General features: G+C 66.3%; 13 protein-coding genes and 1 tRNA gene. 10 read left to right on the forward strand and 4 right to left on the reverse strand.

The window, feature by feature from the left end; translation table 11 throughout:
• The first annotated feature begins 29 nt into the window (after positions 1–29).
• Positions 30–623, forward strand: coding sequence for a hypothetical protein (locus BMX32_RS12000; RefSeq protein WP_089979196.1), 594 nt, complete (start codon positions 30–32; stop codon positions 621–623).
• Between the two features lie 50 nt (positions 624–673).
• On the opposite strand, the gene BMX32_RS12005 is transcribed toward BMX32_RS12000, so the two are convergent.
• The 4 genes from BMX32_RS12005 to BMX32_RS12020 form a co-directional block, all read right to left on the reverse strand.
• On the reverse strand, positions 674–1,663 hold the full coding sequence (locus BMX32_RS12005) for a hypothetical protein (RefSeq protein ID WP_089979198.1): 990 nt from the start codon (positions 1,661–1,663) through the stop codon (positions 674–676).
• Between the two features lie 99 nt (positions 1,664–1,762).
• The gene (locus BMX32_RS12010) at positions 1,763–2,716 is read right to left on the reverse strand and encodes a hypothetical protein (protein ID WP_139206716.1); all 954 of its coding nucleotides are present in this window, start codon (positions 2,714–2,716) and stop codon (positions 1,763–1,765) included.
• Between the two features lie 215 nt (positions 2,717–2,931).
• Positions 2,932–3,255 (reverse strand): ferredoxin FdxA, encoded by a 324-nt coding sequence (gene fdxA, locus BMX32_RS12015; protein ID WP_089979202.1) that lies wholly within the window; start codon positions 3,253–3,255, stop codon positions 2,932–2,934.
• A 28-nt stretch (positions 3,256–3,283) separates the two neighbouring features.
• Positions 3,284–3,359 (reverse strand) — tRNA-Glu (locus tag BMX32_RS12020).
• Between the two features lie 184 nt (positions 3,360–3,543).
• Between BMX32_RS12020 and pcnB the strand changes: the two genes are divergently transcribed.
• The 9 genes from pcnB (at position 3,544) to BMX32_RS12065 (ending at position 12,643) form a co-directional block, all read left to right on the forward strand.
• The gene (gene pcnB, locus BMX32_RS12025; RefSeq protein ID WP_089979204.1) at positions 3,544–4,905 is read left to right on the forward strand and encodes a polynucleotide adenylyltransferase PcnB; all 1,362 of its coding nucleotides are present in this window, start codon (positions 3,544–3,546) and stop codon (positions 4,903–4,905) included.
• Positions 4,902–5,387, forward strand: a complete 486-nt coding sequence (gene folK, locus BMX32_RS12030; protein WP_089979206.1) for a 2-amino-4-hydroxy-6-hydroxymethyldihydropteridine diphosphokinase — start codon at positions 4,902–4,904, stop codon at positions 5,385–5,387. The genes pcnB and folK overlap by 4 nt, the downstream gene beginning before the upstream one ends.
• 57 nt (positions 5,388–5,444) lie before the next feature.
• On the forward strand, positions 5,445–6,530 hold the full coding sequence (locus BMX32_RS12035) for a GlcNAc-transferase family protein (protein ID WP_089979208.1): 1,086 nt from the start codon (positions 5,445–5,447) through the stop codon (positions 6,528–6,530).
• Between the two features lie 93 nt (positions 6,531–6,623).
• Positions 6,624–7,412, forward strand: a complete 789-nt coding sequence (gene panB / locus BMX32_RS12040) for a 3-methyl-2-oxobutanoate hydroxymethyltransferase (protein WP_280140855.1) — start codon at positions 6,624–6,626, stop codon at positions 7,410–7,412.
• 10 nt (positions 7,413–7,422) lie between these two features.
• Complete coding sequence (panC, locus tag BMX32_RS12045; RefSeq protein ID WP_089979212.1) at positions 7,423–8,268, forward strand: pantoate--beta-alanine ligase; 846 nt, start codon at positions 7,423–7,425, stop codon at positions 8,266–8,268.
• Positions 8,269–8,405: 137 nt separating this feature from the next.
• Positions 8,406–8,786 (forward strand): aspartate 1-decarboxylase, encoded by a 381-nt coding sequence (gene panD, locus BMX32_RS12050; protein WP_089979214.1) that lies wholly within the window; start codon positions 8,406–8,408, stop codon positions 8,784–8,786.
• 91 nt (positions 8,787–8,877) lie between these two features.
• On the forward strand, positions 8,878–10,512 hold the full coding sequence (gene pgi / locus BMX32_RS12055) for a glucose-6-phosphate isomerase (protein ID WP_089979216.1): 1,635 nt from the start codon (positions 8,878–8,880) through the stop codon (positions 10,510–10,512).
• 159 nt (positions 10,513–10,671) lie between these two features.
• Positions 10,672–11,529, forward strand: a complete 858-nt coding sequence (locus BMX32_RS12060) for a hypothetical protein (protein ID WP_139206717.1) — start codon at positions 10,672–10,674, stop codon at positions 11,527–11,529.
• A 202-nt stretch (positions 11,530–11,731) separates the two neighbouring features.
• The gene (locus BMX32_RS12065; protein WP_139206718.1) at positions 11,732–12,643 is read left to right on the forward strand and encodes a hypothetical protein; all 912 of its coding nucleotides are present in this window, start codon (positions 11,732–11,734) and stop codon (positions 12,641–12,643) included.
• Positions 12,644–12,654: the final 11 nt, after the last annotated feature.

The following is a 12,654-nucleotide window of genomic DNA, read 5'->3' on the forward strand; positions in this document are numbered from 1 at the left end:
AACACTCTTCCCAACGGAACCGAAAGTTCATGAAGAAAACCTCGTACGCGCTGGTCGTCCCGGCACTGCTCCTCTCCGTCCTGGTCGTCTCCGGTTGCGGCGCGTTCCGCTCCAAGAAGGATTGGGAAAGGGCCCAGCAGGAAGCTCCCCTGGAGATTCCGCCGGGTCTCGACACGCCGTCGACCAGTGCGGCGCTTGTGATCCCCGACGTCGGGTCCGGTGCCGGTGGCGCATCGTCGTCGGTGCCCTCCGCGGCGCCCGTGTCCGACGGCTTCGTGCTGACGGACGACGCCGATGCCGCCTATCGCCGCATCGGCGAGCTGCTGAGCGTGGGCGATGTCGGCAAGGTCACGGCCCACGACGATGCGACCCACACCTACCAGCTGTCGGTGAACCGCGGTAAGCCGGAAGGCCGCCCGGGTCTGTTCCGCCGCATGTTCGGCGGTGGCAAGAACGCCGACCAGGACGCCAAGGACGCACCGGGTTCGGCCCAGGGCGCCATGCGTTCGGTCGTGCTCACGGTCAACGCGAGCGGCACGGGCAGCGAAGTACGCGCGCAGGGCGATGCCGATGGCGTCCGTCGCGTGATCGATGCTCTGAAGTCGCGCATGGGCAGCAAGTAAGCGCCGCTTCGATACTCGCGAGAACGCCGCCGCAAGGCGGCGTTCTCGCATCACGGCTCAGGTAGGGCGCCAGGCGGCATCCGACTCTGGTCGGCGGGGACGTACTGGAACGTGGCGCGATCATCGATTGTAGCGGGCATGTTGAACCGGATGATGGGTAACCATTTGCCGGAGGCCGCCCGGAAGTCGATCTGGTCGAGTCGGGCACCGTCGATCCCCCCAGTGCCCGATTGATAGAAAAACGCCTCCAGTGGAATCGTGGTGTGGATGTCCTGCGGCCACTCTCGGACGAGCAGCTCGTTCCACCAATTGAACGCCATACCGCCCATGCCGCGAATGGTTTCGATGAACATCGTGAAGTTCGCCGCGCTGTGGGCATCGCCGATGGCGACGGGGATGCTGCAGGAGTACGCAAAGAGGGGAGACTCCTGGTAATAGGCCACGTACTTCGCTGCCGTATCGATGCCCATCTCGAAACAGGGCCTGCTTGTATCGGGATAAAGGGCGTGGCTGCCACAGCCGTTACGGTCTCTGCGATCCGTGTCGGCGTCGATCGGGTAGACGCAGACGACCTCCATCTTGTAGTAGGGGTCGAGGCGTCCGGCGCGGTCGGCGTAGAACAGCGGGATCAGCACGAAGCCGTGCGTATAGCGGCTGAGGTAGAGGCTCTCGAACTGGGCGTCGTGGCGCAGCCACGAAAAGGATACGGTGCCCTTGGGATTATTGGGGTTGGGATTCCACGCATGATAGTCGGGGCTGGATACCGTGGCGCGGAACAGGATCCCCGAACACAATACGACCGGCCGACTCGCGCCTCCGCAGTCTACTTGCGAGTCGTCGTAGCGAGCCTGCAGGTCGGCGGCTACTTTATTGCCGTAAACGTCGTCCTGTTCGGTGGGCTCGTCGCCGTTCGCGCGTACCCATCCGGGATGTTCGCGCTCGGCAGCGTACCGGGTCGCGCACGCTGATGTGACCAGTACGAAGGCGACGAGCAGTGCCCGTAGGGTCGGCTGGAGTGAATTCAAACGTCCCTGTGCCATGACATCCTCCCTGGATATCGATCCGCCACGCCGGCGTCGCCGTCGCTTCAACGATGCCTGTGCCTGTCTATCCGCAGCGCCACCGGCCGTGGGCCTGTATCACGGGACGGCCTGGTCGCTCTCGTGGTATTCGAAATGGGCCTCTCCGTTCGGAGCAGTGGGAAGCGTGACGCGGATGATCGGCCGCCAGATACCCCTGCTGGTGACATAGAAATCGTTCTGATCGCCACGGGATTGTGTGTCCCCCTCCGTGCCGGCGAGAAAGAAGAACGATTCCAGCGGTATGGTCGCTTCGAGGTTCGTCCCCCATGTCGAAATGATGGCCTCGTCCTGTGATTCGAAGAACGCGCCGCGATAGAGGTGCTGTACGTGCATGGCTTCCTTGAAGAGGGCCGCCGAATCCGGCGTGCCGCTCACCATCGTGAATCCACACGACTGATCGCGTTTGCTCGTCCCCGACGGCGCATCGTTGTAGTCCGCCAGCCATGCCACGCCGGTGACGATCGGCGGAGACTTCCGCTGGCAGGGCACGCTTTCGGTCGGGTGGTCGCGGTGCGGCCCGCAGCCGGCTTCGGAGCGCAGATCGGTAGCGCCGTCCATCGGGAAGTAACACAGCACCTCCATCTCGAACTTGCCTTGCGGCAGATGGAAGACAGGCCACACGGTGAACCCGTGGTTGTAGCCATAAGCGAGTTTCTTGAACGACGCGTCGCGGCGAAGGAATGAAAAAGACACGCCGCCCGGCTTGGTACTGTTCGGGTTCGGATTCCAGGAATGGTAATTCTCGCTGAAGTTCCCGGTGGCCCGAAGGAGGATGCCGCTGCAGAGGAAGACCGGCGTGCGTGCGCCGTCGCAGTCCGCATTCAACGGGTCGCTGTCGGCGATGGCATCGAATCGGGCCTGCATGGCGGCAGCGGCGGCCTGTCCTTCTGCCGTATGCTCCGCGCGCACGCGCGCAGACGGTGTCGGCGGTGGTTTCACCATGCAGCCCGCGGACGCCATGCACAGCGCGAGCAGTAGAAGACGAGCGAATGGGTATCTCGGCGATTTCATACGAGCCTCCTGGCAGACGAACTTCCTTGCGGGCGCTGACCGGCGGTCGTCCGATGCCCTCGCCGGGCAGGCGTTGCGCGGTCGGACATCGGTGTCCAGTCAGTGCGCGCAGTGTCACGCGCGAACCCGTGCGACAACATACCCTGTACGTCGTAGGCTGCGCGTAAGCGGCAAATCCGGGTCCGGGTGGGGCGGGTTTCAACCCGCCAGGGGCATCAGCGCTCGAGCAGCGCGAGCTTGTCCGGCTTGTTTTCCCAGTCCTTGGAGTCGGGCAGGCCATCCTTGCGCTCGGTGATCACAGGCCAGCCTTTCGAAAGCTCGGCGTTGAGCGCCACGAACGCTTCCTGGCCCGCGGGGACGTCGTCCTCGGGGTAGATGGCGTTGATCGGGCATTCCGGCTCGCAGAGGGTGCAGTCGATGCACTCGTCCGGATTGATCACCAGGAAGTTCGGGCCTTCATGGAAGGCATCGACCGGACATACCTCGACGCAGTCCGTGTATTTGCACTTGATGCAGTTGTCGGTAACGACAAAGGTCATGCGAACGGTTCAGCGCCGGGGGGAAAGATGGTGCTCCCTACGAGGTTCGAACTCGTGTTCCCGCCTTGAGAGGGCGGTGTCCTGGACCACTAGACGAAGGGAGCGGGTCGTACTGGGTGTACGGAGCGCGCTAGTATATACAAATTCCGTCGCCCGGCAATGGTTTTCCATGCCGCTCGTCGGATTGGGTCGAATTCGTTACATTTGGCCCATCCATCCCGCCGCCGGCCCTCCGGTACGGGCAGCTACTTGAACGGGCGCGGATGCGCTCGCCAGGATTCCGACCGCTTGAATTCCGAAACCAGGAGTGAGCTTTCGCCGGTAGTGCGCATCATCCCGCGCGATCAGCACTCCATTTCCCGCAAGAACATCAGCAAGGCCGCGTTGCGCGTGCTTTACCGCCTGCACGACGCCGGCTTCGCCGCGTACCTCGTCGGTGGCGCGGTGCGCGACCTGCTGCTCGGCGGTCACCCCAAGGACTTCGACGTCGCCACCAACGCCACGCCGGACGAGGTGAAGGGGCTCTTCCGGAACTGCAGGCTGATCGGTCGCCGGTTCCGGCTGGCGCATGTCGTGTTCGGTCCCGAGATCATCGAGGTCGCGACCTTCCGGGGAACGGGCGAAGAGGGCGGTGAAGGCGATCGCCATATCGTCGACGGGCGGATCGTGCGCGACAACATCTGGGGCACGATCGAGGAAGACGCGGTGCGCCGCGATTTCCGGGTGAACGCGCTCTACTACGACATCGCCGACTTCAGCGTCCGCGACTACGTCGGCGGCATGCAGGATCTCGAAGAACGCACCATGCGGCTGATCGGCGATCCCGAGCAACGCTACCGCGAAGATCCGGTGCGCATGCTGCGTGCGGCACGTCTCGCGGCCAAGCTCGGCTTCACGATCGACCGGGAAGCGCTGGCACCGTTCGCCACGCTGGGGCACCTGCTCGGCGAGGCCGCGCCCGCCCGTCTGTTCGACGAATCGCTGAAGCTGTTTCTCGCGGGCCACGGCCTGAAGAGTTTCAAGATGCTGGAGGCCTGCGGTCTCCTGCGTTTCCTGTTCCCGGCCACCGCCCGCGCGCTCGAGCGCGGCGACGTCGCGCTCCGCGCGCTCGTGGAACAGGGCTTGGCGAATACCGATGCACGCATCGCCGACGGAAAGTCGGTGACGCCGGCGTTTCTCTATGCCGTGTTGCTGTGGGGCGAGGTGCGCGACCAGGCGCATGGCTGGATCGCGCAGGGTTACGACGCCAACGAAGCCTGGCAGCGCGCGGCGGTGCATGTCGTGGGCGAGCAGTGCCAGCGCGTCGCGATTCCCCGCCGTTTCACGTTCACGATGGAAGAGATCTGGGCGCTGCAGCCGCGTTTCGAGCAGATCCATCGCAAGCGCGTGTTCCGGCTGATGTCGCATCCGCGCTTCCGCGCGGCGTTCGATTTCCTTCTGCTGCGTGCGCACGAATCGGAGCGCATGCGCGAGCTCGGCGAATGGTGGGCCCACGCGCAACAGCTGCCGCCCGACATGCTGGCGGCGGCGCTCGGCGGTGGCGGCGTGCCGCCCCATGAGCCCGTCGCCTCCAGCAGCGCCCCGGTGCGCAAGCGCCGCCGTCGCCGCAAACCCGCGGGCCGTGGGAAGGGCGACTCGGGCGGCGCGTGAGCGTTCGTGCGTTCATCGGTCTCGGAGGCAATCTCGGCGATACGCGGCGGACGCTCGAGGCGGCCATCGCGCGCCTCGACGGTCACGCGGCGATCCGGACGACCGGGCGGTCGCGGTTCTACCGTACGCCGCCCTGGGGTCACGTGGACCAGCCCGATTTCATCAACGCGGCCATCGCGGTCGAAACGTCGCTGACACCGCACGAGCTGCTCGACGTGCTCCTGGAAACGGAGCGGGCCTTCGGACGCGTGCGCGACGGCGAACGCTGGGGCCCCCGCACGCTCGACCTCGACCTGCTGGCGTACGACGCGCTCGCATGGCACGACGAGCGGCTGACCGTGCCGCATCCGCGCATGGCCGAACGCGCCTTCGTATTGCTGCCGCTGGCCGACATCGAACCCGATTTTTTCATCGTGGGCCAGGGGCGTGTATCGGCGCTGCTGGAAACGCTCGATCAGGCCGGCTGCGACGTTCTTCCGTAGCGGCGACGTCCGGGCTTAGCATGCGTTCGACGCCAGGATGGCGATCGGTGGACGGCCATGGACGGACAGAGCGACGAACGCATCTTCGTGCAGATTCCGGCGTATCGCGATCCGGAGCTGATCCCCACGCTCGTCGATCTGGTCCAGAAGGCGCGCTACCCGGAGCGCCTTCGCGCCGGGGTGTGCTGGCAGCACGACGAAGGCGAGCGCGTCGATGCGTTCGCGGCGGCCGGCTTCCGCGTGTCCACCGACGTGCATGCGGGGCATCTGCGGCACCGCCTCGAAAAGCTCGGGGCCGTCGTGTGGATCTACGACTACGCCATGGCGGAATCGCGCGGCTGCGGCTGGGCACGGGCGATCGCTCAACAGGCGTTCTCGGACGAGGCCTACACATTGCAGCTGGACTCGCACCACCGCTTCGCCCGGCACTGGGACAGCGACCTGATCGGCATGCTCGAGGCGCTGCGCCGGCGCAGCAGGCGACCCGTGCTGGTGGCGCACCCGCCCGCCTACGAACCAGGGCAAGCCGTGCCATCCCGTTGCGACGAGGGCTACCAGATCGATTTCGTGGCGTTCGGTGGGCCGGGTGTGATCCGGACCCGGTCGACGCCCATCGCGTATCCACCCGGGGCGAACGCGCCGATCCGTGCGCGGTTCTTCAGCGGGGGCTTCGCGTTCGCCGACGGCACATTCGTGCGCGACGTGCCGGCCGACCCGGATCACTACTTCAACACCGAAGAGATCACCCTCGCCGTACGCGCCTACACCCACGGCTACGACCTGTTCCACCCGCATCGCCATGTCGTCTGGCACTACTACGGCCGTCCGGACGCGCCAAAGGTCTGGGACGATCAGGCGCTCGCCCTCGCACGCGGCGAGACGGTGCTGGATGGGGCGCGACTGGGCCTGCGCGCGCTGTCGGACGTGGAGAACGCGTTCGGCATGCACGGCGACCCGGTGCCCGTACCCTGGCTGGGGCGGCGGCGGAGCCTGGCGGATTACGAGCGCTATGCAGGGATCAGCTTCGCCCGGCGCGAGGCCACGCTGCAGACCCTTTGCCGGATCGAGCCATCCGACGACGATTTCGGGCTGGATCGGCGAAGCTGGGAGGCCCGTCTCCTGCCTGCGCCCCGAATTCCTTGAGATACCGCCCGGACAGGCGGACAATTCCGGTTTCACCCAACGAGGCGACAGAGCGTGTACGTCGAAAAAACGAGTGCGCCGGCGCGTAAGCCGGTGACCGTGCCGGGCCTGAAGGCGATGAAAGCCGAAAGCCGGAAGATCGTAATGCTCACCGCCTACGACGCGAGTTTCGCCGCGCAGCTGGACGCCGCCGGGGTCGACGTGGCCCTGGTCGGCGACTCCCTCGGCATGGTGGTGCAGGGGCGTGCGAGCACGCTGCCGGTGACGGTCGACGACATGGTCTATCACACGGCCGCCGTGGCACGCGGTCTGTCCGCGACGCTGCTCGTCGCGGATCTGCCCTTCATGAGCGACCGGGACGTGCCGCATGCGCTCGCCGCCGCCACGCGACTCGTCGCCGAAGGCGGCGCCGCGATGGTCAAGATCGAGGGCGCCGGCCGCATCTGCGATGTGATCGCCGCGCTCGCCGAACGCGACATCCCCGTGTGCAGCCACCTCGGTCTGACGCCCCAGTCGGTAAACCGCTTCGGTGGGTACAAGGTGCAGGGCAAGACGCAGGAAGCCGCCGACAAGCTGCTGGCCGACGCGAAGGCCGTCGAGGCCGCTGGCGCCGATCTGCTGGTGCTCGAATGCGTGCCCTCGGCACTCGCCGCCCGCATCACCGCGGAGCTGTCGATCCCGACGATCGGCATCGGTGCGGGCGTAGACTGCGACGGACAGGTCCTCGTGGTGTACGACCTGCTGGGCCTGACACCGGGCAAGCGTCCGAAGTTTTCGAAGGATTTCCTCGCGGGACGCGATTCCATCCAGGGCGCCATCGGCGCCTACGTCGAGGACGTGCGCGAACGGCGCTTCCCTGGCGTCGAGCACAGTTTCACCTGAGGGCAGCACGATGCAGACCGTTACAGACGCCGCCGCGATTCGTGCCGCGATCCGCGGCTGGCGCGCCGCCGGCCAGAACGTCGGCTTCGTGCCGACGATGGGCAACCTTCACGCCGGACACCATTCGCTGCTGAAGCTGGCGCGTGCCCGTGCCGACCGTGTCGTCGCCAGCGTGTTCGTCAACCCGACGCAGTTCGGTCCCGGCGAGGACTTCGAGCGGTATCCCCGCACGCTGGCACAGGATCAGGCCGGCCTTGCCGAGGCCGGATGCGACATCCTCTTCGCGCCCGAGGTCTCGACCATGTACCCGTTCGGCCCGGCGAGCAGCGTGAGCATCCACGTGCCGGTCGTCACCGACACGCTGGAGGGCGCCCATCGGCCGGGGCATTTCGATGGCGTTGCCACGGTGGTCGCCAAGCTCTTCAGCCTCGTGCAGCCCGATATCGCCGTGTTCGGCCAGAAGGATTTCCAGCAGCTGAAGGTCATCGAGCGCATGGTGGCCGACCTCTCGTTGTCGGTGAAGGTCATGTCCGCTCCCACGCTGCGCGACGACGACGGACTGGCCCTGAGCTCGCGCAACCAGTACCTCTCGTCGCAGGAACGGGCGAGAGCGCCGCAGATCTACGCCACCCTGACCCAGATGCGTGAGCTGTTCCGGCAAGGACACGCCTGGCAGGCACTGGAGCAGGCGGCGAGGGCGCGCCTGGAGCGGGCGGGTTTCGTGCCCGACTACGTCGCCATCCGTCGTGCCGAGGACCTCGGCGAACCCGGCGTGGACGAGCGTGAGGGGCTGGTCGCCCTGGTGGCCGCCCGGCTGGGTGCCACCCGCCTGATCGACAACCTGCCGTTCGACTGAATCCCTTCACATACGGGGACTTGCGTTTCGAAGCGCGGTCCCCCATAAAGCGCACCGACAGAGGAGCCCATGCGACGGACGGGCAAGCCTCCGTTACAATGGGCGTTTTGTATCCCCAGTTGACCCCAGAGACCGCCATGCACCTCAACATGCTCAAGTGCAAGATCCACCGCGCCACGGTGACTCACGCCGAGCTGAACTACGAAGGTTCGATCGCCATCGACGGCAACCTGCTCGACGCCGCCGGCATGCGCGAGTACGAGCAGATCCACGCCTGGAACATCAGCAACGGCGAACGCTTCGTCACGTACGCTCTGCGTGCGGAAGAGGGCTCGGGCATCATCTCGGTGAACGGCAGCGCCGCGCGCCGCGTTTCCACGGGCGACCTCCTGATCATCGCCGCCTTCGCCGGCCTCTCCGAGGCGGAACTCGCCAAGTACCAGCCGGACCTGGTCTACGTGGACGCGGACAACCGCATCACCCACACGAACCACTCGATCCCGAAGCAGGCGGCGTAAAGCGCGCCGCGCGTCGCGCTTCCATACAATCCACTTGCGCTGCACTGCGGTAACATGGCCGCTTCCCCTCCGTTGCAGCCAAGTGGAAGCCATGGAATCAAAGCACGCCCCGTTGCCCTCGTTCGCAGAGCACGCCGCCCGTCTCGCCAAGACGCATCTCCGCGAACTCGTCCAGGACGAGGCCCGCGGTGAACGTCTGCGCAGGCGGGTCGGTCCGATCCTCCTCGACATCTCCCGCCAGAAGCTCGACATCGCGGCGCTCGACGCCGTCGGCGGATACATCGACGGCACCGGCTGGAAAGCCGCCCGCGACGCGATGTTCGAAGGCAAGCACATCAATACGTCCGAAGACCGGGCCGTGCTGCACACCGCGCTCCGCGGTGGTGCGTCGCGTCATCCGGCGGCGCCGAAGGACGTCCAGAAGGACGTCGCCGACGCACTCGATCAGATGGAACTGCTCGTCAACGCCGTGCACGAAGGCAAGGGCGCGTCGGTCGGCCTGATCGGTGGCGTCACCGACATCGTCAACATCGGCATCGGTGGCTCGGACCTCGGTCCGCGCCTCGCCGTGCACGCGCTCAACCAGTTCCACGTGAAGAGCATCCGCAGCCACTTCCTCACCAACGTGGACGGCCAGGCCGCCTACGACCTGATGAACACGCTCGATCCGTCGCGCACGCTGGTCATCCTGGTCTCCAAGAGTTTCAACACGCAGGAAACGCTCCTCAACGGCGGCGTCTTCCGCAACTGGATCCTCAAGGCCAACGGTGGCGACGAGGCGAAGACCTCGAAGCACTTCATCGCCGTCAGCTCGAACGTCGAGGCCGTGAACAAGTGGGGCGCTTCGCAGGTCCTGCCGATGTGGGATTACGTCGGCGGCCGCTTCTCCCTCTGGTCGGCGGTGGGCGCATCCATCGCGTTCGGCATCGGCATGAAGGGTTTCCGCGAGCTCCTCGCCGGTGCCGCCGAGGCCGACGACCATTTCCGCGCGGCGGAGTGGCAGGACAACCTTCCGGTGCTGCTGGCGATCGTCGAGTTCTGGAATCGCAACATCCTCGGCCGCAGCAGCCGCGCCGTGGTGCCGTACGTCGACGCGCTGGGCGACCTGCCGTCGTACCTGCAGCAGCTCGAGATGGAAAGCCTCGGCAAGCACGTGCATCCCGACGACGGTACGGAAGTCACCCAGTCGACGGTACCCGTGGTCTGGGGCAGCATCGGCACGAACGCGCAGCACGCGTATTTCCAGGCCCTGCATCAGGGCACGGACACCGTGCCGCTGGAGTTCATCGGCCTCGTCAAGCCGGCGCATCCGCTGCGCGAGAACCAGGACGTACTGACGTCGAACCTGCTCGCGCAGGCCGCCGCCCTCTCGCTGGGCAAGACGTTCGAAGAAGCGCTCGCGGAAGCGAAGACGGGCACCGACGACGAGCGTCGCGCGCTCGCCGCGCAGCGCACGTTCAAGGGCGACCGTCCGAGCACGGTCTTCATGCTCGACTCGCTCACGCCGCATTCGCTGGGCGAGCTGATCGCGCTCTACGAGCACAAGGTATTCATGCTCGGCCACCTGTGGGGCATCAATGCCTTCGACCAGTGGGGTGTGGAACTCGGCAAGGTGATCGCGAAGCAGATCTACCCGTCGCTCGCGAACGACAAGGACGCCGGTGACCTGTCGCAGTTCGACGGTGCGACGCGAGGCCTCATCAAGGCGATCCGCGACCGCCGCTGAGATCGCGCCGCCATCGGAAAAAATAGAACCGGCTTCGGCCGGTTTTATTTTGCTTGCCGATGACGACGCGAGGTCGCCTACGTCGTCCGGTGGGTCGCCATCGTCGCGCGATGCGCGCAGCATGGGCCATACATCGCAATCTCACGGAAGGAGAGGGCCATGCATGCATCACGATGGTTGCGCTTCGCGTGCGCCGCGACAACGGCCGTGCTCTGCGCCTGTCACGCGCCGGCACCCACGTCCCCGGTTACCTCCGCGGGCGCACGCGCTAGCGGAGAGGATGTCGCGCGCGAACTGCAGCGGCGCTACGACGACACGCGAACGGACTGTGGTTCCCCGACGGAGCCGGCCGTCGAGTGCAGCGGCCTCCTTCTGCGCGCGACGCAATGGCGGGAGGGCGAGCATTCGTGGATGGCTCCCGGACGACCGGCGGGCGTTTCGTTCTCGTGGCTGCGCCAGGATGCCAACGCCACCGGTGCGTTCTACGAGAACGGCTTCATCGCGCACCCCGCTCAGACGGCTGCAGCGCTAGGTCTGCGGGCGCTGACGTCGCGCTGCGTGTATTACCTGAATGCCGTGACGAGTGGGGAGCAGGAGGACCGCTGCCGCGTGCCGTGCGACGCGCAGGGCGTTTTCACCGCCGAGCAATTCGTGGATACGTTTCCGGCCGGCACGTACGGTTGCGCGTTTCGCGCGACCGCCCGCGCGGACATGAACGACAAGCCGGCCGACGCGTGGATGCAGATGGTCGGCGTCCGGCGCATCTACCAGTACGCGGGCCACAACGAGGTGATCGTGGCCCCTTACGACGACATCGGCGCCGCGATGCCGGTCGAAGCGTTTTTCTATTACGGGTCCGGCTCGATCAGGGGGCTCGACGACGCGAAGAAAGATCAGATCGACTTCAGGGATTCGACGGGCCGATGGGTTCCCGTGATCCTGTGGACACCGGCGGCATCGATCGGCGACCGCGCGACCTTCAGCTACGACGAGGCCGATCAGGCGATCCTCGAGTAGCGTCGGCGCGGATCGGCGTCGGCGCGGGCGGTGGTGCCCGGTCACCTTACCCGGGCTGGCTCGCTGCGATTGGCGGCGCCCCTGCCGCGTGCCTGTTGGATTGCGCCGCAATTTCAGGCGGTACCTCCGCGATGACGAGTGGCGCGCTGATACGATGCGCGCGGCCAATGAGGCCGGACTGCCATTCCAGGGAGGAATGATCATGCGACATCCGATCCATCTCACGCTGCTGCCCGCCGTCGCAGCCTTGCTTTTCCCCCTCACCGCCATCGCTTCCACGACGCCCGCGCGCGTCGACGACGCGCGGTTCGCTTACACCGTGCCGCACGATCCGTCGCACGCCGCCGCGGTGGCGGCGTCGACGCGCGACGGCGAGGCGGTCGCCGCCGAATTGCAGCGTCGCTTCGACGACCTGAGCGAGGACTGCGGCTCGCCCACTGCCGCGCCCGTGGAGTGTTCGGGCGTGCTGTTGCGCGCGACGCAATGGACGGCGGGGCAACACTCGTGGATGGCGCCGGGGCGATCCGCGGGCGTCTCGTTCTCCTGGCTGCGGCAGGACGCCAACTTCGACAGCGCGTTCTTCGCCAATGGCTTCATCGTCCATCCCGCCCGCATGGCCCGTGCACTGGGCTTCCTGCCGATCGAGTCCCGTTGCGTCTACTACATCAACGCGGTGACGAGTGGCGAGCCGTTCGATCGATGCCGCACCCGATGCGACGAGTGGGGCATCACCACCGCCCAGCAGTTCGTCGATCTCTTCGGCATCAACAACTACGGATGCTCGTTCCGGGCGATCGCCAGGCCCGACATGCACGACCAGCCGGCGGAGGCCTGGATGCAGATGGTCGGTGTCCGGCGCATCTTCGGTTACGGCGATTTCAACGAAGTGATCGTCTCGCCTTACGACGACATCGGCGACGCCATGCCGGTCGAGGCGTTCTTCTACGACGACAAGGGGTCGACCAACGGCCTCGATGACGCGAGGAAGGATCAGATCGATTTCAGGCAGACCATCGGCCGCTGGGTACCCCTCATTCGCTGGACACCGGCGGCATCGACCGGCGAGCGTGCCATCTTCGAATACATCGAGGCCGATCAGGCGATCGTGCGATAAATCCCAACCCG

Origin of the sequence: Luteibacter sp. UNCMF331Sha3.1 (assembly GCF_900109915.1) — a bacterium.
GTDB lineage: Bacteria > Pseudomonadota > Gammaproteobacteria > Xanthomonadales > Rhodanobacteraceae > Luteibacter.